At 71.6% G+C, this 23217-nt stretch carries 20 protein-coding genes; 7 read left to right on the top strand and 13 right to left on the bottom strand.

Annotation, left to right across the window (positions count from 1 at the left end; translation table 11 throughout):
- Positions 1 to 20: 20 nt before the first annotated feature.
- The 7 genes from pstC to Pma05_RS04435 form a co-directional block, all read right to left on the bottom strand.
- Positions 21 to 1058, bottom strand: coding sequence for a phosphate ABC transporter permease subunit PstC (gene pstC, locus Pma05_RS04465; RefSeq protein WP_203855982.1), 1038 nt, complete (start codon positions 1056 to 1058; stop codon positions 21 to 23).
- On the bottom strand, positions 1046 to 1591 hold the full coding sequence (locus Pma05_RS04460) for a hypothetical protein (protein WP_203855981.1): 546 nt from the start codon (positions 1589 to 1591) through the stop codon (positions 1046 to 1048). Before Pma05_RS04460 ends, pstC begins: the two co-directional genes overlap by 13 nt.
- 351 nt (positions 1592 to 1942) lie before the next feature.
- Positions 1943 to 2287, bottom strand: coding sequence for a hypothetical protein (locus Pma05_RS04455; RefSeq protein ID WP_203855980.1), 345 nt, complete (start codon positions 2285 to 2287; stop codon positions 1943 to 1945).
- Positions 2288 to 2405: 118 nt separating this feature from the next.
- The gene (locus tag Pma05_RS04450) at positions 2406 to 3653 is read right to left on the bottom strand and encodes a glycosyltransferase 87 family protein (protein ID WP_203855979.1); all 1248 of its coding nucleotides are present in this window, start codon (positions 3651 to 3653) and stop codon (positions 2406 to 2408) included.
- 256 nt (positions 3654 to 3909) lie between these two features.
- Complete coding sequence (locus Pma05_RS04445; protein WP_203855978.1) at positions 3910 to 4689, bottom strand: ABC transporter ATP-binding protein; 780 nt, start codon at positions 4687 to 4689, stop codon at positions 3910 to 3912.
- A gap of 28 nt (positions 4690 to 4717) precedes the next feature.
- Positions 4718 to 5506 carry an ABC transporter permease gene (locus Pma05_RS04440; RefSeq protein WP_203855977.1) on the bottom strand — a complete coding sequence of 263 codons (789 nt, stop codon included), beginning with the start codon at positions 5504 to 5506 and terminating at the stop codon, positions 4718 to 4720.
- A gap of 207 nt (positions 5507 to 5713) precedes the next feature.
- Entirely contained in the window at positions 5714 to 6727 is a 1014-nt protein-coding gene (locus Pma05_RS04435; RefSeq protein WP_203855976.1) for an ABC transporter substrate-binding protein, read from the bottom strand.
- Positions 6728 to 7188: 461 nt separating this feature from the next.
- Here Pma05_RS04435 and Pma05_RS04430 point away from each other — a divergent pair, with 461 nt between their 5' ends.
- The 3 genes from Pma05_RS04430 to Pma05_RS04420 are packed head-to-tail and all read left to right on the top strand — an operon-like array spanning position 7189 to position 9617.
- A complete protein-coding gene (locus Pma05_RS04430) occupies positions 7189 to 7932 on the top strand; it encodes a GntR family transcriptional regulator (protein WP_239311659.1) in 744 nt (247 codons plus the stop codon).
- 36 nt (positions 7933 to 7968) lie between these two features.
- Positions 7969 to 8904 (top strand): DUF6282 family protein, encoded by a 936-nt coding sequence (locus tag Pma05_RS04425; RefSeq protein ID WP_203855975.1) that lies wholly within the window; start codon positions 7969 to 7971, stop codon positions 8902 to 8904.
- Positions 8901 to 9617, top strand: coding sequence for a PIG-L deacetylase family protein (locus Pma05_RS04420; protein WP_203855974.1), 717 nt, complete (start codon positions 8901 to 8903; stop codon positions 9615 to 9617). The genes Pma05_RS04425 and Pma05_RS04420 overlap by 4 nt, the downstream gene beginning before the upstream one ends.
- A 139-nt stretch (positions 9618 to 9756) precedes the next feature.
- Here Pma05_RS04420 and Pma05_RS04415 read toward each other — a convergent pair whose 3' ends face one another.
- A complete protein-coding gene (locus tag Pma05_RS04415) occupies positions 9757 to 10287 on the bottom strand; it encodes a hypothetical protein (RefSeq protein ID WP_203855973.1) in 531 nt (176 codons plus the stop codon).
- A gap of 157 nt (positions 10288 to 10444) precedes the next feature.
- Complete coding sequence (locus Pma05_RS04410) at positions 10445 to 12658, bottom strand: MMPL family transporter (RefSeq protein WP_203855972.1); 2214 nt, start codon at positions 12656 to 12658, stop codon at positions 10445 to 10447.
- 66 nt (positions 12659 to 12724) lie between these two features.
- Between Pma05_RS04410 and Pma05_RS04405 the strand changes: the two genes are divergently transcribed.
- Complete coding sequence (locus tag Pma05_RS04405; protein ID WP_203855971.1) at positions 12725 to 13387, top strand: TetR/AcrR family transcriptional regulator; 663 nt, start codon at positions 12725 to 12727, stop codon at positions 13385 to 13387.
- Between the two features lie 81 nt (positions 13388 to 13468).
- Here Pma05_RS04405 and Pma05_RS04400 read toward each other — a convergent pair whose 3' ends face one another.
- Together Pma05_RS04400 and Pma05_RS04395 are read right to left on the bottom strand one after the other, a co-directional pair.
- On the bottom strand, positions 13469 to 14779 hold the full coding sequence (locus Pma05_RS04400; protein WP_203855970.1) for a hypothetical protein: 1311 nt from the start codon (positions 14777 to 14779) through the stop codon (positions 13469 to 13471).
- 26 nt (positions 14780 to 14805) lie between these two features.
- Positions 14806 to 15318, bottom strand: a complete 513-nt coding sequence (locus Pma05_RS04395; protein WP_203855969.1) for a SigE family RNA polymerase sigma factor — start codon at positions 15316 to 15318, stop codon at positions 14806 to 14808.
- A 244-nt stretch (positions 15319 to 15562) separates the two neighbouring features.
- Here Pma05_RS04395 and Pma05_RS04390 point away from each other — a divergent pair, with 244 nt between their 5' ends.
- A complete protein-coding gene (locus Pma05_RS04390) occupies positions 15563 to 19060 on the top strand; it encodes a S8 family serine peptidase (protein WP_239311657.1) in 3498 nt (1165 codons plus the stop codon).
- 124 nt (positions 19061 to 19184) lie between these two features.
- Here the strand turns inward: Pma05_RS04390 and Pma05_RS04385 are convergent, their stop codons facing one another.
- Together Pma05_RS04385 and Pma05_RS04380 are read right to left on the bottom strand one after the other, a co-directional pair.
- Entirely contained in the window at positions 19185 to 20390 is a 1206-nt protein-coding gene (locus Pma05_RS04385; protein WP_203855968.1) for an FAD-dependent oxidoreductase, read from the bottom strand.
- A 157-nt stretch (positions 20391 to 20547) separates the two neighbouring features.
- The gene (locus Pma05_RS04380) at positions 20548 to 21195 is read right to left on the bottom strand and encodes a PadR family transcriptional regulator (RefSeq protein WP_203855967.1); all 648 of its coding nucleotides are present in this window, start codon (positions 21193 to 21195) and stop codon (positions 20548 to 20550) included.
- A gap of 248 nt (positions 21196 to 21443) precedes the next feature.
- On the opposite strand from Pma05_RS04380, the gene Pma05_RS04375 reads away from it, so the two are divergent.
- Both Pma05_RS04375 and Pma05_RS04370 read left to right on the top strand, forming a co-directional pair.
- Positions 21444 to 21962, top strand: a complete 519-nt coding sequence (locus tag Pma05_RS04375) for a MarR family transcriptional regulator (RefSeq protein WP_203855966.1) — start codon at positions 21444 to 21446, stop codon at positions 21960 to 21962.
- The gene (locus Pma05_RS04370) at positions 21959 to 23212 is read left to right on the top strand and encodes an MFS transporter (protein ID WP_203855965.1); all 1254 of its coding nucleotides are present in this window, start codon (positions 21959 to 21961) and stop codon (positions 23210 to 23212) included. The genes Pma05_RS04375 and Pma05_RS04370 overlap by 4 nt, the downstream gene beginning before the upstream one ends.
- The last annotated feature ends 5 nt before the right edge of the window (positions 23213 to 23217 follow it).

The raw sequence follows: 23217 nt of genomic DNA, 5'->3' as shown, positions 1-23217 counted from the left end.
CGGCTCATCGTCGGTACCCGTCAGACCTCGCTCGCCGCGCCGGAGCGGCTGCGAGCGATGATCATCGAGGCGAGGAAGTTCACGATCAGGGTCATGACGAAGAGGGCCAGTCCGGCGGCGAAGAGGGCCGAGATGCCGGCCTCGGTGGAGTCGCCGTAGCGCAGCGCGATCAACGCGGCGACCGAGCTGGCACCGTTCTCCAGGATGCGTGGCTGGATCTCGAAGACCGGAGAAATGATCATGACGATGGCGATCGTCTCGCCGAGCGCGCGGCCCAGCCCGAGCATCGTGCCGCCGATCATGCCGCCGCGCCCGAACGGGAGTACGACGGCCCGGATCATGCCCCACTTCGTCGCGCCGAGCGCGAACGCGCCCTCGCGTTCCCCGGCCGGCGCCTGGGAGAAGACCTCCCGCATGATCGAACAGACGATAGGCGTGATCATCATGCCCACGACCAGCCCGGCGACAAATGTCGACGAGGTGTAGACCGTCATCGTCGAGAGTGGATCGCGCGGGTCGGAGTCCTCGACGTCGAAGATCGGGATCCAGCCGAAATAGGTGGCGATCCAGTTGCTCAATCCGAGCACATTGTCCTGGAGCAGGAAGAATCCCCACAGCCCGTACACGACACTCGGTACGGCGGCCATCAGGTCGACCAGGCTGATCAGGGTCTGCCGGATCCGCCTCGGCGCGTACTCGGAGATGTAGAGCGCCGCACCCGTCGCCAGTGGTACCGCGACCACGATCGCCACCAGGGCGATCAGCACCGTACCGGTCAGCACGGCGGCGATCCCGAAACGCCCGGCGCCGGCGTCGGGGTCCCACTCCTGAGTGGTCAGGAACGACCAGCCGGCGACCCCGAGCGCGTCCTGTGCCCGGTACAGCAGGAAGCCGCCGACGAGCAGCATGACGCAGAGCACCACGACGCCGCCGCCCCGAGCCAGACCGCGGAACAGCAGGTCGGCACCGCCGCGTCGCTCCCGTACCTGGCGAGGTGTGTCCGTCGCCCCGTCCGGCGGCCCCGGAATCGTGGTCCGGGGGAGGTCTACCGCGGCCATCGCTGGGTCCTGGTCTCGGTGCCGGTCCGTCCGGCGATGTCGGTGCCCAGTGGCCGTCGGGGGGCGACCGGGCCGTCACCCAGCCGGGGCGGTACGGCGCGCGGCGCGGCCCGCCCGGTCGACCGGTCAGCCTGCGACACCACACGGCGGCCCTTGCGGACCAGGCGGGTGCCCTCGACGATCTCGGCCAGCGGGATCGCCGCGAGGAATCGTTCCAGGTTGTAGTTGCACTCCCGGGCACGTAGGTAGGACCGGCTGGAAATGGCGACCGTCTCGCCGTCCAGTTCCAGCCGCCACGCCCACTGACCGGTGAACTCGTCGGTCAGGGCCAGCGCACTGGCCCGATGGTGCTGCTCGCGCAACCGCCGGACGGCCGCCCGACATTCCACGTACGTCTGATAGCCCACCTCGCCACGACCGAGCTTCCGGTTGTTGGGCGAGATGAGCATCCAGATGACCTCCTCGGCAGCCTCGTCCACCCGGGTACCCGACCCTGCGGACATGGCCAGGAAGACGAAGCTCGGCTGGTGCACCGGATCCTCCCGTGGGGCTTGACACGCCCATCTGAATGGTCCCGATCGGCAACCACCGCGATCATGTTGTGCACGACCCATGACGCAATGCAGAGCCGAATGCTCACGCCAGACGTGCACAGGGTAAACATCAGTTCACGGGAAGTCGCGAAATAGGACGTATTCTGCATTGAACATTTTTCAACCTCCCCTTGCGTCCGTCGTGGCGGACGTGCGTACGGTGGCCAGGCGGAAGTCGGGGCGCACAGGCCGCGCGGTTCAGGTTGAAAAAGGTTCATTGGCTCGATTACGCCGGTAGCCCGACTTGCCGTCGCTTATTCCGATGATTTGCCCAGCCCAGCGAATTCCGGCTCACGGCACCGCCGCCCGGCGCCGGGCCAGGACCCGCAACCCGATCCCGATCGCCAGCAGCAACGCGCCGCCGGCGAACAACGACACCAGCGACCAACCGGTACGCGGCAGGTTTCCGCCGGACCCACCGGGCGAGGTGGGCGTCTCCGTCGGGCTCGGGCTGACCGTGGGACTCGGGCTGACCGTGGGACTGGGACTGCCGGAGGGCGCCACCTCGACCCTGACGTCCAGCCCCGCATTGCCCGGGCCGGGGCTCGGTGCGGCGGTCGCGTACGCCGGCGCGCCGAGCACGGCCACGCCCACCAGTACGATCAGCCCCACCCGCCAGCGGCGTCGCCGTGGCATCCGGTGCCCTCGTCCGGCCCGGCCATACTCGGCAATATCGATCGTCACAGGGTGTGAACGTTAGGCACACACTGTGGCGGCCGGCGCACGCCAACACGGACGCCGGACATGGGGCGGGTTAAGAGCAGGCAGCCGGCCGGCGGCTGCGGTTCAACGCGTGGAAGCCGATGCCGAGCGCCGCCACCACGAGGGCGTTCCGGACGACCAGCAGCGCCGTACCCGGCCAGTCGGGATCCGTCGACACGTCTGCGTAGTACCACGGGAACAGGGCGCTGGTCAGCGCGGTCGCGACCACGACCAGGGCGCTCGCGACGCGTTGCGTCGTGTCCCGGCGGGTCAGGCAGACCGCCGCCATTCCGACCAGCCAGAGCATGTACTGCGGGGAGAGGACCCGGCTGGTCACCACCGTCGTCAGGACCGCGAGCAGTGCGATGTCGAAGCCGAGAGTGCCGGTCCAGTCGAGCCGCCGGCTCCTGACGAGCCACCACAGTCCCAGGGCAGCCAGTCCGAGCACGGTCAGCACGGGAAGCCCGATCGTCGCGGGGCGCACGAACGGGTCGTCGACGAACTCCAGCGCACCGTAGACGTAGCTGACGTCGATGGTGTGGTCGCCGAGGCGGGCCAGTACCAGCGGGGTGGCGCCGACCGACTCGATCTGGAGACCGCGATCCGCCTGGTTGCCGGTGAACCCGGACCACGCGCCGGTGAAGGCGAGCGTGAGGGTACCGCCCAGCACGGCGAGCGTTACGGCGAAGCCGGCGAGGACCGGCCGGAGACCGCCGAACGGTCTGGCGCTGATCAGCAGTACCGCCGGCCAGACCTTCACCAGCGCGCCGATGCTCAGGACCGCGCCGGCGACGACCGGACGCCGGATCGTGGCGGCGAGCGCGACGACGGCAGCCGCGGTGACGAAGATGTCGTACCGGGCGTACGTCAGCAGGTTGAGCAGCGGGACGACCACGGCCCAGGCCCAGGCGCCGAGGAACAGCCCGTCGCCACGGGCGAGTCGGAGCAGGGTGAGCAGGACCAGCAGGTCGGCGACGAGGGCCAGGGTGAAGAACGTGACCTCGTACGAGCCGACCGAGTCCCCCGCGAGGTGCCGGACCGACCGGAAGAGTACGGCGGCGCCGGGCGGATATTGCCACATCGGGTCGTCACGGGGAATCTGCCGGTCGAGCAGCGCCTCGCTCCAGCGGTGGTAGAGCGCCACGTCGGCGAAGACGTTCCCGACCGGGGCCCTGATGACGTTCGCGTAGATCAGGACGAATACCGTCCGGGTGGCGATCCAGACCCCGAGTACACCGGTTGGCGACCACAGTCGGCTCCTGAGGTGCGGCTCTCCACCCGCGCGATCGGTCGTCGACACCCGCTCCACCCATCCGCCAGAGGGTCAATGCCGGCGGAAGGATCGTAGGCGTGGCGGGCGGCACGGTTCCCCGGTTGCGGAATCCTGTGCCGCCGTCGCTGCGGTTGGTCAGCGCCGGTACCACGCCTGCCGAACCGACCGGCCGGGCGAACTCCGCCTGGCCGGCCGGTGGGCCCGGTCTCTCGGTGCGGTCCGTGGGCCTCCGCCCACCCCGGGTGCCGGCTGACGAGCCGGACCGGCCGGGCCAGGGCCAGGGTCAGGGGGCGGCCGAGGGCTCCGGCATGTGGTCGGAGAGCAGCAGTTGGTGCAGCTCGGCGGAGGCGGCGGCGACATCCTCCAGGTGGGCGTTGTGCCCGAACGACCGCGGACGCGGGATGTCGATGCCGACGAGCCTGCGCAGCCGGCCGGGACGGGCACTCAGCACCGCCACCCGGTCGGCGAGGAGTACCGCCTCCTGGATGGAGTGGGTCACGAAGACCACGGTGGTGCCGAGTTCCATGTGGATGCGCTGCAACTCGACGGCCAGCTCTTCGCGGGTCAGCGCGTCCAGCGCGGAGAACGGCTCGTCCATCAGCAGCACCTTGGGCCGCTGGATCAGGGCCCGGCAGAGCGAGACCCGCTGCTGCATGCCACCGGAGAGCTCGTGTGGAAGCCGGTCGGCGAAGCCGCTCAGGCCGGTCATCTCCAGCAGCCGCTCGGCGTGCTCGCGGTGCTGGGACCGTTGCCAGCGGAAGATCTCCACCGGCAGCAGCACGTTGTTCCGTACGCTGCGCCACGGCAGCAGCGCCGGGCGTTGGAACACCATGGCGACGTCGCGGCGGGGTCGGCCGACCGGCTCACCGCCGACCAGTACCTCGCCCTGGCTCGGCCGGATCAGCCCGGCGATGATCCGCAGCAGCGTGGACTTGCCACAGCCGGACCGGCCGATCACCGCCAGAAACTCGCCGTTGCCGACGTCGAGGTCGATGCCGCGCAGCGCCTCCACCGTTCCGGATTTTCCCTGGAAGGTCCGGGACAGTCCGGCAATCTTGATCATTGTGCCCTCCTTGCGAGGTGTGTTCCGGTCACGACGAGATCGCCCGGGCCCACGGCACGAGGATCCGTTCCAGTGCCGCCACCAGGTAGAACAGCCCGGCGCCCATGATGGCGAGCAGGGTCAGGGCGGCGAAGGCGAGCGGTGTGTCCGCGGACTGGCTGGAACTGACGACGACCGAGCCGAGCCCTCGGTCGGGATTGGTGAGTTCACCGATGACCGCCCCGATGATGGCCAGCGAGGACGCCACCTTCAGGCCGACGAAGACCTGCGGCAGCGCCCAGGTCAGCCGGACCTTCAGGAAGGTCTGCCACCACGAGGAGGAGAGCGAGTGGGCCAGTTCGCGCAGGTCGTTGGGGACGGAGGTCAGCCCGGCCATGGTGGAGACCAGGACCGGGAAGAAACAGAGCAGTACGACCATGACGATCTTGGCCTGGGTGTTCAGCCCGATCCAGACGATGAGCAGGGGCGCCAGCGCGGCCTTCGGCACCGCGTTGACCGCGGCGATCAGCGGCATGGTCATCCGCTCGATCGTGCGGGAGGCGGCGAACAGGACCGCGACGGCCGCCCCGCCGATCGCGCCGATGGCGAAGCCGACGATCGTCTCGATCAGGGTCACTCCGGTCTGTTCGGCCAGGTGCCCGGAGAGCCGCTGGAACGCGTCCACGACGTCCGGGGGCGCGGGCAGCCAGAACGGGTCGATGCTGAAGACGATGGTGACCAGCCACCAGAGGGCGAGCGCCAGCAGTGCACCCAGGGCGGGGAGCCCGGCGTTGACCCACAGACGTCGCAGCCCGGCGTCGGTCGTCTTGTCAGTCATGGTGAATCCCGTAGGGTCCTTTCGGGCGGCGAGCAACGTGGTAGACGGGCGCCGGGCGGGTCAGGCGGCGCCCGGCGGGTGGGCGGGACGAAGAAGGGACGGCAGCCTCCGACCACCGTCCCCGTGTTCGTCAGGTGCGCCCGACCGCTGACGAGAGACTCCCGACAGCGGTCGAGATCGTGCTGGTCGTCGTCGAGCCGGACGCCGTCAGGCCTTCGGCACGACCTTGAGGTCGACCACGCCGGCCGGGGTGAGCCCGGAGGGCATCAGGCCCGAGCCCTGTAGCACGGCGATGGTCCGCGCCACCCGCCCCTCGTCCATGGCACCGATCGGTGCGCCACCGGCGGGCACGACGTACGGGGTCATCGCCTTGATCTCGCCGACCCCGGAGGCCACCGGGTACGTCGGCTCCGCCTTGTTCAGGATCGTCGCCGCCTCCTCCGGGTGGTCGACGGTGTACTGAAGCCCCTTCAGCAGGGCGTCGGTGAACCGGCGAACCAGGTCCGGGTCCTTCTCGATCAGGCCGGGGGTGGTGATGATGGCGTTGCCGAACAGGTCCCGCAGGTAGTCGCTGTACGGCAGGACGACGACCTCCTTCTTCGAGGCTGCCGCCAGCGCGTCCCGGCTGAGCAGGAAGGTGCCGAGCGCGTCCACCTTCCGGCTTGCCATCAGACCGTTGAGCGCCGTGGTCTGGACCCCCTCGATCTTGACGCTCGCCGGGTCGAGGCCGGCCAGCTTGGCGTACGCCGGGAAGAGCAGTTCGGTGACCGAGCCCTTGCCGGTGGCCATGGTCTTGCCGGCCAGGTCGTTCGGGCCCTTGATGTCGGTGTCCTTGGTGGTCATCACCGAGATCAGCGTCTGCTGGTGCACCGCGGCGACGGCCCGCCAGTCGGTGAACTCGCCCTTGCCGGCCTGGATCACGGCACCGGTGAAGTCGAGCGAGGCGAACTGGACCTGCCCCGCCTTGAGTGCCGTGAGGTTCTGCGCGTTGCCCGCGCCCTTCTTGATGTCGACCTCGATGCCGGCCTCGGCGAAGTAGCCCTTCTCCTTCGCCACCCAGGCGAAGGAGTCCCGGCCCACGGCACCGAAGGCCGTGATGTAGGCGACCTTGTCGGTCCCCTCGGCGGACGCGCCGTCGCCGCCGTCGTCGCCGCTGCAACCGGTCACGGCGAGCGCCGTGGCGAGCAGCGTTGCTGCCAGGACGCGAGTGCGTCTCAACATGTATGCCTCCAGCTTTGAGCTTGTGGATGGGCGGTCCCCACGCACCTGCGCGACGGGTGCAACCCTTCGCCTGAGCGACGCCCAGCCGCGCCGACCCTCGCCCGGTCGAGAATCGTAGATGACTCATGTCCGGCTTGTCACCGACGAGATTGCGCCAATTTCTGCGGCTCTGACCGAGCGTTCTCCGCTGTCGCAACCATCTTTCAGCAGGTCAGTGCACTGTTGACAATGGCAGCCTCGGCAGCAATCCTGTCAACAGGATTGTTGATAATCTAGGAGACAATGTTGCGGGCAGGCGGGGCGTACCGGGGGACGGCGGGCAGTGGTGGTGGTTCCACACCGGACCCTTCCGGGCATGCCGTCGCCGCATACGTCCGGCGGGCGGGTCGGCGCACGGCGACCGTCCGGTCGGGACGTACGGTGGCCGGGGCGGTCCGGTCGGCCTCGACGGTGACCGCGCCGTGAGCGGCGCCGCGCGTCCCCCGGCAACCGCCTCGCGGCGGACGCCGGGCAGCCCACGCCGCCCGGCGGCCCGGTCGGCCGACGAGGCGTACCAGGAACTCCGGGAGGCGATCCACCAGGGCGAGCTGATGCCCAACGAGCGACTCATCGAGGTCGAGCTGGCGGCCCGGCTACAGGTCAGCCGGGCGGTGGTCCGGACCGTACTGGTCCGACTCGGCCAGGACGGGCTGGTGGTGAGCACGCCGAACCGGGGCGCACACGTCCGGCTGGTCACCGAGGAGGAGGCCGTCGAGATCCTCCAGGCCCGAGCCGTACTGGAGGCGCTCACCGCGCGTCAGGCGGCGCTGAACGCCACCGCGCGGGAGATCACCGCGATCCGCCGGATACTCGACCGGATGACCCAGAAGCTGGAGCAGGACGACCTGCCCGGCTACTCGGAGGGGAACGCCGACCTGCACGCCGCGATCATCGCGGCGGCCCGGCACGAGACCGCGGCCCGGATGATCGCCGGGCTACGGGCCCAGCTCGTCCGCTTCCAGTACCGCACCATCCTGGTGCCCGGCCGGCCGGCCCAGTCGCTCGGCGAGCACACCGCGGTCGTGGCGGCCATCACCAACCGCGACCCGGACGCCGCCGAGGCCGCGATGCGGCGGCATCTCGGGCACGTCGAGTCCACTCTGGCCAACACCGCCACGGCGGTCCGGCGCCGGTCCGGCCCGTCCGACGGCATCCGTACGGCCTGAACCGGCCATGCGTATCCCTCGCCTCCAAGGAGCGACATGTCAGATCATCCCGTCCCCTCCGCGCGTTCTCGTGCCCTGGTGCGCGGGGCGTACGACACCCACGTGCACATCGCCCCCGACGTGATGGAGCGGCGGATCGACGACCTCGACCTGGCCGGCCGGTTCGCCGAGGTCGGGCTCGCCGGCTTCGTACTCAAGTCCCACTACGTGACGACCGCCGAGCGGGCGGCCGTGGTCCGCAAGGCGGTCCGGGGAGTGGACGTGCTCGGCGCGGTCACCCTGAACGGCTCGATGGGCGGGATGAACCCGGCCGCGGTCGAGATCGCCGGTCGACAGGGAGCCCGGATCGTCTGGATGCCCACCGTCGACTCCGGCAACCAACGCCGCAGCAGCGCCACCGACCTGCCCGGAGCCAAGCCCGCCATGTGGGGCGCACTCCAGGCGGACCTGCACGCCCAGGGCATCGTCCCGGACGTCGTCGAGGTGGTCGACCCCGACGGACGGGTGTTGGAACGGGTCCGCCAGGTACTCCGGGTCATCGCCCGACACGACCTGGTACTCGCCACCGGACACCTGGACGGCGTCGAGGTACTGGCCGTCGTCCGGGCCGCCACCGAGGAGGGAGTACGCCGGATCGTCGTCACCCATCCCGAGTTCACCTCGCAGCGGCTCTCCGTGGACCGGCAGCGGGAACTCGCCGAGGCGGGTGCCCTGCTGGAGCGCTGCTTCACGACCGCGTACACCGGAAAGGTCTCCTGGGACGACCTGTTCTCCAACATCCGGGCCGTCGGCGTCGAACACTCGGTGCTCTCCAGCGACCTCGGGCAGCCGTTCAACCCGCCGGTCGAGGACGGGCTCGCGCTCTTCGCCGACCGACTGCTGGAGGCCGGCTTCACCGAGCAGGAGGTGCACACCATGGCCGTGGTCAACTCGCGGCAGGTGGCAGCGGCGAGCGCGGAGGTGCCGGCATGACCGGGCGCCGGATGTTGGTGGTCGGCGCGCACAGCGCGGACTTCGTCTGGCGGGCCGCCGGTGCGGTCGCCACGCACACCGCCGCCGGGGGCGAGGCGCTGGTGCTGGCCCTGTCGTACGGCGAGCGCGGCGAGTCCGGCGAGCTGTGGAAGGACCCGGACCAGACGATCGAGAACGTCAAGCGGATCCGGCACGAGGAGGCGCGGCGGGCCGCGGCGGCCGTCGGGGCGAGCTTCGAGGCGTTCGATCTCGGCGACTACCCGCTACGGATCCGGGACGAGGACGTCGACCGGCTGGCCGGGCTGATGCGGGAGTACGCCCCGCACGTGGTGCTCACCCACCCGGACCGGGATCCGTTCAACCCGGACCACCCGGTGGCGCACGCCGCGGTGGCGACCGCCCGGCAGCTCACCGCCGGGGCCGGGGTGGCCAGCGGCTTCAAGACCGCGCCGCCGTCGGAGTTCCTGGTCTTCGAGCCGCACCAGCCCGAGCTGTGCGGGTTCACGCCGACGGTGTTCGTGGACATCACCGAGGTGATGCCGGCCAAGCAGGAGGCGATGGCCGCGATGGGCGCCCAGGGTTACCTGCGCGACTACTACACCCAGCGGGCCGAACAGCGGGGCAACCATGCCCGGCGGGTCAGCGGCAACGCCGCGATCCGCGAGGCCGAGGCGTTCCAGCGGCTGATCCCGAACGTGGTCGGCCGACTGTGACCGACCGGCCGGTACGCCGAGGAGACCGGGTCGAGGTGCGACGTCGACGCGGGTGGGGTCGGCGAGGTTGACGCCGCGTCGGGCGGCGGTCCGGGCGACCCGTTCGGTCGGGCCGACGGCCACGGCGTGAGCCGGCCGGTCAGCCTGACTGGTCGACGGTGCCGTCGGCGGCGATCCGGAGCTGGGCCTGTGGCGTCCCGCCGTCGCAGGTCGCCGGGGCGCCCGACCCGGTCGTACCGGCCGGTTGACGGGGGCAGACGGCGGACGGGCGCACCAGCACCTCGGCGTCGACCGGGAACTGTGCGCCGGGTGGGGTCGTGACCGTCACGGTGACCTGGTCCAGCGTCAGCGCGGGGACCGGCGCGTAGCCGTACCCGGGGCCAGGGCCGGGCAGGTTTACGACCCCGCACGCCGTGTCGGGTGCGGCCGACGCCGACGGGCACGGCAGGGCGCTCGTCGGGCCGGAGACGAGCAGCGGAACGTCCTGCTCGTGGCAGCCCCACGAGCCACAGGTCTTGAGATGCACCATCGGCACCTGCGGCGCGACGGCCTGGTCGACCTCGACGCCGAAGCCCCGAAGCGGCGCCGCGCCCGAATCTTCGATGCCGGAGCCGGCACCGGCGCAGCCACCGAGCGCGAACACGACCGCCCCGATCAACAGCAACCTCACCTCGAACCGACGTTCCGGGCCGGCCAGCGGTTCCGGCCCGGTGGCCGGCGGGGTGAACCGGGCAGTGGCTCGCGCCGGACGGAGCGGAAGCCGAACGCCGTCTCGCTGGGCCGGATGTCGAGGTGGCCCGGGCGCAAACCGACCACCGGTCCGAGGGTCAGCGCACCGGGAGCGCCGGGTCGGGTTCCGCAGCGGGGCGGGCCGGTGGGGTCGGACCGTGCGGGTCGATCCGGCGCTGGAGCCGGCGGAGCGGCGCCGGAGCCCACCAGTTGGCCCGGCCGGCCAGCCGCATGAACGCGGGTACGAGCACCGCGCGGATGACCGTGGCGTCGACCAGGATCGCGACCGCGACCCCGACGCCGATCATCTGGAGGTACATGACCCGGCCGGTGGCGTAGAGGGAGAACGACACCGCCAGGATGACGGCCGCGGCGGTGATCAGCGGCCCGCTGCGCTGGAGTCCTTCGAGGACCGCCCGGGTGTTGTCGCCGGTGGCCTCGTACCGCTCCTTGATCCGGGACAGCATGAACACCTCGTAGTCCATGGACAGCCCGTACGCGACACAGAACATCAGGATCGGGAATGCGGGGTCGAGGGTGCCGATCGGGGTGAAGCCGAGCAGCGAGCCGAACGCTCCCTCCTGGAAGACGAAGACCAGCACACCGAACATCACCGACAGGCTGAGCAGGTTCAACACGGTGGCCTTGACCGGGACGAGCAGGCTGCCGGACATCAGGAACAGCAGTATGAACGTGATCGCAAGGATCAGCGCCACCACCAGCGGAACCCGCTGCATCAGGGTGGATCGGAAGTCGGTCAGCTCGGCGGGGTATCCGCCGACCAGCACCCGGTCGTACGGCGCCGGGGTGGCGCGGATCCGCTCGACCAGGGCCGAGACCTCGGTGCCGGCCAGTACCTCACGGGTCGGGACGGCCTCCAGACGGGTGCCGGCCGGGCTGGTCAGCCGCTCCGGGTGCGGCGCGGGGCGCAGCAGAGCCCCGTCGGCGAAAATGCCGGCGGCCGAGTTGACCTGGGCGATGCCGTCGATCCGGGACAGTTCGGCGGCGTACCCCGCGGCGGCGTCGGGGCGTCCGGCGGGGGCGATGACCTGGATGGCGTCGTTCGCCTCCTGGGCGAAGTTGGCCCGCAGTTCGTCGTACGTCTGCCGGGTGGAGGCCGACGGCGGCAGCACCCGGTCGTCGGGCAGTCCGATCCGAAGCCCCAGCGCCGGCGCGCCGAGCAGGCCGACCAGGAGCAGACCGGCGACGGCGAACGGCAGCGGCCGGCGCATGACCCGCGCACCGAAGCGGTACCAGCGCCGTCCAGGTGTGCCGGACGCCGAGCCACGCCGGGCGGCGCGGGGGCCGAGTGCGGCCAGTGCCGCCGGCAGCAGGGTGAGCGAGCCGACCACCGCCATGGCGACGACCAGGACGCCGGCGTAGGCGAACGAGCGCAGGAACGAGTACGGGAACAACAGCAGCACCGACAGTGAGGCGGCCACGGTGAGCCCGCTGAAGATGACCGTACGGCCGGCGGTACGCACCGTCGTGGCCACCGCGTCGGGCACCGGGGTACCGGCGGCCAGTTCCTCGCGGAAGCGGGCGATGACGAACAGGCTGTAGTCGACGCCGAGACCGATCCCCATCACCAGCGTGATGTTGGCCGCGAACGTCGACACCTCGGTCAGGCTCGCCAGCAGGCGCAGCGCGGCGAGCGTGCCGAGCACGGCGAACAGCCCGACGCCGAGGGTGAGCAGTGCGAGCCGGGCGCGGCGGTACAGGGCGTAGAGCAGCAGGAACATCAGCGGCACGATGAGCAGTTCGGCCCGGACGAAGTCCGCCGCCGCCTGCTCGCTGATCTGCGCGGACACCGCCTCCGCGCCGGCCACCCGCACCTCGACCGCCTCGTCGACGCGGGTGAACGCGGGCAGCAGCCGTTCCCTGATCTCCTCCCGGGCGGTCGTGGCGTCACCCCGCACGTGGGCCAGGATCAGCGCCTGACGGCCGTCCGTGCCGCGCAGCATCGGGTCGTTCCCCTCGGACCAGTACGACCACACGTCCCCGACCAGCGGCCGACCGTCCAGGTCCGCGGCGAGGCGCTGCCCGGCGTCCCGGACCGGGGCGCTGTCCACGGTGCCGGTGCGGGCGGTGACGAGCAGGATCAGGTTGGCGTTGCCGGTGTTGAACTGCTGCCGCAGCATTCGCTGGGCGTGCACCGACTCGGTGCCCGGTGCCTCCCACCGGCTGAGCACCATGACGCCCATCGCGCCCGCGCCGACGGTGGCGAAGACCAGGGTCGTGAGCAGGCCGGCGACCAGCGTGACGCGGCGGCGCCGGACGACGAGCGCGCCGAGGCGGTACAGCACAGACATGACGGTCCCCTGCTAGGCTAAAACACGAGCGGTCGCCCGTGTTTTGCACAATACGAGCGATCACTCGTGTTCGTCAAGGTGGACTTCGTGGGCGGGGAGGGGATGCGGGTGACGCAGCCGCGTACGGTCAAACGGCAGGCGCGGGGCCGGCAGCGGATCGCCGACATCCTCGACGCCGCGCTGGCCCTGTTCGCCGAGAACGGCTACGAGCGGACCAGCACCAACGCCATCGCCGCCCGCGCCGGCATGTCACCCGGCTCGCTGTACCAGTTCTTCCCCAACAAGGAGGCCATCGCCGACGCGCTCTCCACCCACCTGGTGGAGCAGATGCGGGACGCCCACTCCTCGGCGTTCGACCTCGCCCGGGTCACCGACCTCACCCTGCACGAGCTGATCGACCGGATGGTCGACCCGCTGATCGCGTTCAACGCGACCCATCCGGGCGCCAAGGCACTGCTGGCGAACACCGACATGCCGGCCGGCGCCCAAGGGGCCGCCCGACCGCTGCACGAGGCGGTGGTCGACCGGGTCGCCGCCATCATCCAGGCCCGGGTCCCGACTCTGCCGGCCACCGAACGCGACCTCGCCGCCATGGTCTCGGTCCGGATCGTCGCGGCCATGATGCCGCCGATCGTCGCCGCCGAAGGCGCCGAGCGCCGAGCGCTGACCGCCGAGCTGAAGAAGGCACTGTACGGCTACCTCGCCCCGCTGGACCCGGACGGTAGCTGATTCGACCCACCCACCCGTCACGACGGCGTACGCGGTCGCGACGACAAGCGCCGCGACCGCGCAGTTACCTGCCGAACTCCGTCAGCGGCAGCGCCACACCACCGCCTGGATCGTGTCCGTGGCGTCGTCCGACTGCCCGGCGACGGTACGCCCGTCATCGCTCAACGTGGTCGCGATGGTGGACAGTCCGTCCGGCGTGCGGGCGACCAGCTCCGGCAGCACCACCGTGGCGGTGTCGGTGACGAGTACCGCCCGCCCCTGCTTGTCCGTGCCGACCTGCCAGCCCTGCGCGTTCACCGCGTCCGCCCCGTACCGCAACTCGTCGGACACCCGCACCTCGCCGGTGCGGACGTTCCACCGGACCGCCGTCGTCCGGCCCTCCGACTCCCGCCCGTCGGGGCCGACCGGTCCGGCTCCCGGGGCGGCCTTCGGGTCGCTCCCCGGGCGACGGAGGCCGTCCCCGGCCACCCCGGTCGCCCAGCCGTTCCGGATGCCGAAGACCCGGGCGGTCGTGGCCCGCTCACCGTTCAGGGTTGGCATCGGAAGCTCACGGTGGGTGCCGTCCGGGAACCAGACGTACGGCCGTTGGTTGTCGATGGTGCCGACCGTCGTACCGTCCTCGTCGATGTCCCGGGCCGTGGACTCCGACGCGCCGGCCGGCACCGGCAGCCGGACCGGCGCCGCGGTCGCCGACGGCCAGACCAGCGCGGCGTGCCCGGTGTCGTCGTCACCGACGATGGCTCCGGCGTCGTTGATCGCGTACGCGGATCCGCTCCGTACTCCCGGCAGCTTCGACACCTTGCCGTCCCGGTAGACGTACGGCAGCGGTCCGGCGTCGGCCTCGCCGTCGGGGTAACTCCAGCCGACCGCGGTACCCGTCGAGTTGACGTCGTGCAGCAACTCCTCCCGATCGCCGGGGAGCGTCACCTTCCGGACCCCGCCGTCCTGCCAGATGACCGCCTGGTAGCCGCCGCTCCTCGGGTACGAGCGCCCGACGAGGTACCGGCCGGTGGGATCGGCTCCGGAGACCACCGCCATCGGCGCGTCGTCCGGCAGGGGCAGCCGGTCGAGGGTGCAACTCGTGGGCGGGGACACGGCCGGCGCGCTCCAGCCCGCGGTACCCGGGATCAGCCGATCCGCCCTCGGCGGGGCGGCGGCGGTGGTCTGCGGCGCACCGGTCGCCGCGGTCTGCGCCGGGGCGTGCCCGAAGACCCCTCCCGCGACCGAGGCACCGGCGACGGCGAGCGCGGTCACCGTCGCGGCGCCCGCGTACCCGACGCCGCGACGGACCCGGCGGCGTCGCCCGGCGGCGATCGCCCGCGAGATGTCGACAGTGGACGGCGTGCGCGGCTCGTCGTCGAGCGACCGCAGCAGATCGAGTTCGGATGGCATTATCGACTCCCTCGGTTCATGGCGGATCAGTTCGTGGCGGAGAAACCTGCGAACTCCCGCTCGCCGAGCAGGCGCCGCAGCGTGGCCAACCCGCGGGATGTCTGGCTCTTGATCGTGCCGGACGAGCAGTCGAGAATCCTCGCCACCTCGTCGACCGGCAGGTCGTAGAAGAACCTCAGCACCAGCACGGCCCGCTGCCGGCGGGGCACCCGGCTCAGCGCCGCCCGGACGACCTGGCGCTCTTCGACACCACCGTCTTCGCGCGGTGGTGGCTCGGGTGTCTCGCGGAACAGCCGGACCCGCGCCCACGCCAGCCGTCGCTCGTCCAGGTACGTACGCACCAGCATGGTCCGGACGTACGCGTCGAGCTTCTCGGCGGCCTGGGCCCGCCGCCACTTCACGTACAGCGTGGTGATGGTCTGCTGGACCAGGTCGTCGGCGCGGTGCTCGTCGCCGGCCAGGAGGTACGCCAGCCGCCGCAGCGCGGGAATCCGCGCCGTGACGTAGTCGACATACTCCTGCTCCGAGGCATCCCGCATCGCCCGTCCCGTCCCTCCGTTGGGTCATCAACCCTCAGACGGGCGCGGGCGAGCTTCCGGTTGTCCGGTCCCGAAGACCGAACCTTTCTCGACCGGGGTGGCGGCGCCCCGCACGGCGGTGCGGGGTTCGCGATCCGGGCGCCGCGCCACGCGCCGATGTGGAACGACCGGCGGGGGCCAGGCAACCCGGTGAGCATCCGATCCCATCTAAGGGGCGTAACTGCCAGCGATGAATGGAGCGAGGGTGCGCAGACGCAGACGCCAACTGATGCTCGGGTCGACCGCCACCGGAGTACTACTGGCCGCGTTGGGGGTGGCCGGCGTGGGCGTGGCGGGGGAGAGCCCGAGCAGCGGCCCGCCCGGTACGGCAACCGCCGCGCCGTCGCTGCTGCCGGCCGGGCGGACGTACACGGTGACGCTGTTGACCGGTGACGTGGTGACCGTACGGGGCACGTCGTCCGGCTGCCCGACGGTGCGGGTACGCCCGGCCGGCCCGAGCGGCGTGCTGACCCGCAGTTGCGGCCCCGACGGGCACGTACGGGTGGTGCCGGCCCGGGTGGCGCCGATGCTCGACTCGGTGCTGGACCCGACCCTGTTCGACGTGACCGCGTTGATCCTCGACGGCTACGACGACGCACGTACCAAAGACCTGCCGCTGATCGTCCGGCCCGGTGGGCAGGCGAGCCGGCTGACGGCCGACCCGCTCGCCGCGGGCCTGGTCGGGGTCCGCGCGCTGCCGAGCATCGCTGCGGTGTCGGGCCACCGGTCGAAGGCGACCGGCCCGGAGTTCGTCCGGTCGTTGTCGGAACGGTCGGCCACGGCGCGCTCGTCCGGCCCGTCGCCGAAGGTGTGGCTGGACCGGCGGGTACGGGCCACGGTCGCGCCCGGAGCCTCCCTCACACAAGGAGCCTCCCTCACACAAGGAGCCGCGCTCGTGCCCGGAGGCGCACTCGCGCCCGGAGCCGCCGCCGACCAGTGGGACGGCAATCTGCGGCAGGTCGCCGCGCCGCAGGCGTGGGACGCCGGGTACACCGGTGCGGGCGCCCGGGTCGCGGTGCTGGACACCGGCGTCGACGCCAGCCACCCGGATCTCGCCGGGCGGGTCGCGGACCGGAAGGACTTCACGGTCGACGGCGGTGACGCGGGCGATCGGGTCGGCCACGGCACCCATGTGGCGGCCACGATCGCGGGCACCGGCGCGGCGTCGGGTGGCACCCGCAAAGGTGTGGCACCGGACGCGCGCCTCGTCGTGGGCAAGGTCCTCGACGACAGCGGTGAGGGCACCGACTCGCAGGTGATCGCCGGGATGGAGTGGGCCGCCAGCCGCGCCGCCGTGGTGAACATGAGCCTCGGCGGCTGGGCGCCGAGCGACGGCACCGACCCGATGTCGCTGGCGCTCGACGCGCTGTCCCGGCAGACCGGCGCGCTGTTCGTGGTCGCGGCCGGCAACTCCGGCCCCGTCGACGGTACCGTGTCCACTCCGGGTGCCGCCGCGACCGCGCTCACCGTCGGCGCGGTGGACGGTGGCGACCAGCTCGCCGACTTCTCCAGCCGTGGACCGCTGGTCGACACCCACGTCGCAAAGCCCGAACTGGTCGCGCCGGGCGTGGCGGTCGTCGCGGCCCGCGCGGCCGGTACCACCATGGGCCGGGCGGTCGACGCACGCTACGTGGCCGCCTCCGGCACGTCGATGGCCACCCCGCACGTCGCCGGCGCCGCCGCCGTGCTGGCCCAGCGCCACCCCGACTGGCGGGCCGAGCAGCTCAAGGCCGCGCTGGTCGGCACGGCCGATCCGGTCACCGGCGGCGACGCCTACGCGAGCGGCGCCGGGCGGCTCAACGTGGCCCGGCCGCTGTCCGGTGTGGTCAGCGCCCAGCCGGTGGTCGATCTCGGTACCTTCGCCCACCCGCAGTCGGGCACGGCGGAGGCGAAGCTGGCGTGGACCAACACCGGAACCGCCCCGGCGGCGATCGCCCTCGACGTGGCGGTCACCGACCGGCACGGCGTCGCCGCACCGGCCGGCGCGGCCACCCTGTCGGCCGGGCAGGTGCAGCTCGCCGCGGGTGCCCGTGGCGGCGTCACGCTGCGCGTCGACCGCGCCGCGTTCGCGGCCCGTCCCGGCTTCCACACGGCCGTGGTCACGGCCCGCGTCGGCGGCACGGTGGCATCGCGTACGCCGGTGACGTTCCACGTCGAGCCGCCCAGTTACGACATCACCGTCGAGACGACCGCGATTCCGGGTACCCCGGACGGGGTGACGGGATACGTCACGATAGCGGTGGTCAACCTCGACGACCGAGCGGTCTACGCCCTTCCCGAGAGCGGTGAGGCCGGTGACACGCTGACGTTCCGGGTGCCGGCCGGCCGGTACAGCGTGCTGGCCTCGTCCATGTCGTGGACGGACGGCGACCAACGCGCGGCGCTGGCCGGCGACCCGGACGTCGACGTGGCGGGTGACACGTCGATGCGGCTCGACCTGTCCCAGGCCCGGCGGCTCACGGCGAGCGTCGACGGCGTCGCCACCGAGGCCAACTCGACCGGCCTCACCTACGTGCAGATGCCCCGGCGTGGCCCCGGCTGGTCCGACTTCGCCTTCGCCTGGGGCGACGCGGCCAAGGCGGGGAACGTGTTCGTGCTACCGACCAGCGGGACCGGCATCGGGACGTTCCAGGCGTACGCGGCCTTCGGGCTGGACGCGCCGGGGGACGGACCGAGCCCGTACCTCTACGACCTCATCCGCCCGTTCGACAACGGCATCCCGGACGATCCGACGTACCGGGTCACCGCTGCCGAGCACGCCACCCTCGCCCGGATCGACCAGCGCTTCAACACGCTCGACGCGCCCGACTCCGGCACCGCACACAAGCGGTACGGGCTCAGCCCGGACGGCGTGTTCCTCGCCGAGAACACCACCCGCTCCCTCTCCGGTGACCGCACCGACTACGTGTCGCCCGGCTTCGACTGGTTGGACGAGGCGTTCTGGAACGAGACGGTCACCCAGGAGGCACTGCGGCGGTACGCCCCGGGCAGCCGGCAGCAGAAGGTGTGGGTCCGGCAACCCCTGCGCTCCGACTGGTACGACGATCCGGGTGGCTCCCCGAGCGAGTGCCAACCCCTCGCGCCGAGCCGCACCAGCGGCAACCTGCACGTCGAACTCGTCACGCTGACCGACCAGCACGGCCGGTTCGACTGCCTTGCCGACGGCTTCGGTCTCGACCTCAAGCGCACGCTCACCCTCGAACGCGACGGGCAGACCGTGGGCCGGGTCGACAACTCGATCGCCGACTTCACGGTGCCACGGCAGGCCGCCGACTACCGGCTGACGTACGACGTCGACGCCAGCGCCGTCCTGCCGGTGTCCACCCGGGTCGCCACCTCCTGGACGTTCCGGTCGGCCGGCCCGGCCGGTACCGGCGGGGTACCCCTGCCGCTGCTGTCGGTGGACTACGCCCTGCCGTTGGACGCGGCGAACCACCCCACCGGGTCCGGCGCCGCGACCTTCACCGTCCGGCAGGCAGTGGGCGTGCGAGCACAGGCGATCACCTCGTTCACCCTGTCCGCATCCCTCGACCACGGTGCCACCTGGCAACCGGTCCGGGTCGACCGCTCCGGCGACGGCACGTACCAGGCCCGGCTGCCCCAACCCGGTGCCGGCCAGACGGTCTCGCTGCGGGTGACGGCTCGGGGCAACGCCGGCAGCGGCATCGAGCAGACCATCGTGGACGCGTACCGGGCCGGATAGCCCTCCCACCGCCGAGGTGCCCGGCGTGGCACCTCGGCGGTGGCCGGCCAGCCGTCGGCCGGCGGCTCTCGCCGAAGCACTCGGATGGAACTCCGGTCGGGTCTGGGCGGCGACGCCGGGAAGCTCAACGCAGCGCCGGGTCCGCCGTCACCGGTGCGTCCCAGTCGATCACGTAACGCTGCTCGGGGCCGATCGTCTTCTCCGGCTTCATCGCGGTCTTCATCAGCAGTGGCATCAGCAGCGGCATCAACACCTTGGCCACCGCGCCCGGGGCCTTGGCCTGGTTGATCCGCGCCGCGCGGGCGGCGACCTTCTGCACCCGGCTGCGCCGCAGGCGCTCGAAGGCGGCGTACGCCGACGGCAGGTCGGGAATGTCACGCAGGCAGCGGGCCAGTTGCACCGCGCTTTCGATCGCCAGCGAGGCGCCCTGGCCCGAACTGTTGGAGGGCGCGTGAGCCGAGTCGCCGACCAGCACCATCCGGCCCCGATGCCAGTGCCGGACATGCGGCATGATCTGCAACGATCCGACGACCTGGAGCTCCTCCGCGCTGCTGGTCAGCATCAGGTCCCGGCCGGGTACGTCGTCGGCGTAGGCGGCGCGCAGTGTCCGCATCCAGTCGGACGACGGCACCGCCCTGGCCTCGCTGAGGCTGATCTCCCGCTCCTGCGGCAGGTTGACTCCCCATCGGGTGCCGCCGCCCGGCTCCGGCCAGTAGATGTAGTAGCCGCCCCTGCCGAAGGCGAAGGTCATCGTGCCGGCTGGAACGTCCACGTCGTGCTGGGCCACCGCCTCGAAACCGAGGAGTCCGGTGAACTGCGGGCCGGCCGCCTCGGGGTCGATGAGCCGGCGTACGGTCGATCGGATTCCGTCGGCCCCGACGAGGATGTCGGCGCTGGCGGTGCTGCCGTCGGCGAACCTCGCGGTGATGCCCGTACCGGTCTCCGCCACCTCCACCAGGCGCTTGCCGTACTCGATCGTCACGCCGCCGGCGACGGCCCGGTCGTGCAGCGCACGATAGAGATCGCTGCGGTGCACCACTTGCAGTGGCGGTACGCCGGCCAGGCCGGGCAGGTCGACACGCTTGCCGCCCACGGCCATGGTCATTCGGGTGATCGGCGTGGCGATCGCGGCCATGGCCTCGTCCGCGTCGACGGTCCGCAGCGCCGCGACGCCGTTCGGCGCGAGCGCGAGCGTGCCCCCGATGCCGTCGGCGGTGCTCGGGTACGCCTCGTAGACGGTGGCCGTGATGCCCGCCTTGCGCAGCGCCAGTGCCGCCACCGGCCCGGCGATGCCGCCGCCGACGACGATCGCTGTCTGTACCTCGGTCATGGTCTTCTCCCTGGTCATCGGTTCTCGTGCGGGCGAACCGACCTGGGAGGGAAACCGGCTATCCTCGTGGTTGCCGCTTCGGGCCGAGCGCCTTCCCAGGTGTGGTTCGAGGTAAGGGCCCTGGCGTGGTGTTGGCGCACCGCGTCAGGGCCGTCCATCACTCGGTCGAGCTGGTCCTTTCCGCGAGGTCGGCGAGTTCCGCCGGCACCTCGCCGGTGTCGTGGAAGGCCCGCCACGCGTCCAGCCCCGGATAGCTGCCCGAGGTCAGTTCGGCGAGCAGACCTCGGATCCAGGCCGCTTCCGCCTCCTGGATGGCCAGGTCGTATTCCGACTCGACCAGGAACAGTCGCGGGATGTGCCGGGTGTGCTGCGCGAGCGCGTCGCGGGCGGCCGTGATGCCCTCTTCCAGCAGGTCAAGCCGCTGCCGCAACAGGCGGGTGACCTCGTCAGGGTGGAGGGCGGCCAGCACCGACAGGCCGGCGCGGAAGCGCGGATGCTCGGGCATGGGGGTCGAGACCAACTCGCGCGTCCAGTCGACCAGCTCGGCGCGGCCGGAGTCGGTGATGCGATAGACGGTGCGTTCGGGTCGGCGGCCTTCGCGGACGCTCTGCACGGCCGCGATCATGCCGTGTTTCTCCATGTTACGAATGACTGTGTAGAACGATCCCCATTTGATCTGCATGTCCTGGTCCTTGCCCCAGGCGCGCAGTGCCGTGGCGATCTCGTAGGGATGCATCGGTCGCTGGACGAGGGCCGACAGCGCGGCGAGCGCCAGCAGGTTGCTGACCTTGCGTCGCTTCACCACGTTCCCTCACCTCCCAGACCTCGTCCCCGATTACTTGTAGGCGAGTATATGCCGACGGGTATCGGCTGACAACTGATGCACCTTCGGCGCACGGTTGCGGGCCGAGGTGCTCCCGGGCCTGGACATGCTCGGTGAGCAGGTCAGTGTCGAACGGCAGCGGGTCGTCCGCGTTGATCGTGCGCGGCACGCTCGGCGTCGCCCCGGGCAAACTTGACAGCGCTTATATAAGCACTGTTACGTTGCTTTCCATGGCCGACCGTCAGGAGAAGGAAGAGAGCCAGGATCTGCTCGACAGCAGCCACTGGCGTCCGGTGTGGCAGATGCTGAACGCGATGGACCAGGACATCGCCTCGCTCTACGACGAAGCGGGCGTAACTGGCTTGCGCACCCGGTTCGTGGGCCCGCTGATCCAGTTGTCCCGGCACGAGTCGATGACGATCCAGGAGTTGGCGACCGCCGTCGAGGTCAGCCACTCGGCGATGAGCCAGACGGCCGCCGCGATGCGCGCGGCGGGCTTCGTCGACGGTGCCGAGAGCAGCGACGGGCGGACCCGTCGCATCCGGTTGAGCACCCGGGGTCGGGAGGTACTGCCCCTGCTGGAGGCGGAGTGGCGGGCGACCGAGGCGACGGTGCGGGAGCTGGAGGCAGAGATCCCCTATCCGCTCAGCCAGGTCGTCAGGGACATCGCCGCCGCCCTGGCAACCCGCCCGTTCCGGCAGCGCCTCACCGACAACCTCGGCAAGGCCCTCGACGGACGTCGGCGATGACTCTCCTCGGCGCCCTGGTCGACATCCGTCCGCTGCGCGAGCACCCCACCTTCCGCCGCTTCTGGCTGGGTACGACCGCCTCCGGACTGGGCGGCCAACTGGGCGCCTTCGCTGTCACCTTCTACGTCTGGGACCACACCCGCAACCCGGTGATGGTCGGGCTCGTCGGCCTCTTCACCGCCGCCCCGCTCATCGTCTTCGCCCTGCTCGGCAGCGCCTTCGTCGATCACGTCGATCGACGGCGGCTGGCCCTGCTGACCACGTGGGGTCAGATCGTGACCAGCTTCCTGATGGCGGCCGTGGCCGTCCGGTCGGATGACGGGGCGTGGTCGATGCTCGTGTTGGTCGCGGTCGCGGCAGGGCTGTCCGCGTTGGGTGCCCCGGCCCGTCGTACCTTCATCCCTCGGCTCCTTCCCGGCGATCGTCTCGGCGCGGGACTGGCCCTCACCCACCTCTCCTTCCAACTCGCGATGCTGCTCGGTCCGGCCCTCGCGGGCGTCCTCACCGCTCGGTGGGGGACCACCGTGTGCTTCGTGGCCAACGGGGTTTCCGCCGTGGCCGCCCTGATCGGGATCGCCGGGTTGCCCTCGACCGGCCCGACCGACGGGACCGGCCGGGCCGGTGCGGTCGCGGTGTGGGAGGGCATTCGTTTCGCCGCCCGCGTCCCCGCGATCCGGGCCGCCTTCCTGGCCGACCTGGCCGCGACGGTGCTGGCCATGCCGGTGGCCCTGTTCCCGGTCGTCAACCAGGAGAAGTTCGGCGGGTCACCGGAAGTCCTCGGCCTGCTCACCTCGGCGGTCGCGGTCGGCGGCGTATTCGCGTCCGCGCTGTCCGGAACGATCACCCGGCGTGCCCGGCCCGGCCTCGTGCTGCTGGGCTGCGGTGCGGTCTGGGGGGCAGCGCTGGCCGGGGTCGGTCTGAGCAGCCAACTCCCCGTCGTCCTCGCCTTGCTTGCGCTGGCCGGCGCCGCCGACACCTGGTCCGTCGTGTCCCGGGGAACGATCGTGCAGTCATCCACGCCGGAGTCCCACCGTGGCCGGGTCGCCGCACTCGAACACATCGTCGGCTCGGCCGGACCGCACATCGGCGGCCTTCGCGCGGGGCTGGTCGGGGCCGGGACCACCGCCGGGGCCGCTCTCGTCATCGGCGGACTCAGTTGTCTCGCGGGGCTGGGGCTGATCGCCGCCCTCGTCCCTCAACTCCAGCGGTTCACCATCCCCCGCGAGTCTCCCGCCCCCGCGCACACCTGACGCTT

Source organism: Plantactinospora mayteni, assembly GCF_016862935.1.
GTDB lineage: Bacteria > Actinomycetota > Actinomycetes > Mycobacteriales > Micromonosporaceae > Plantactinospora > Plantactinospora mayteni.
Note: the sequence above shows the minus strand (reverse complement) of the source record. Positions and strands in the feature narration are given on the sequence as shown.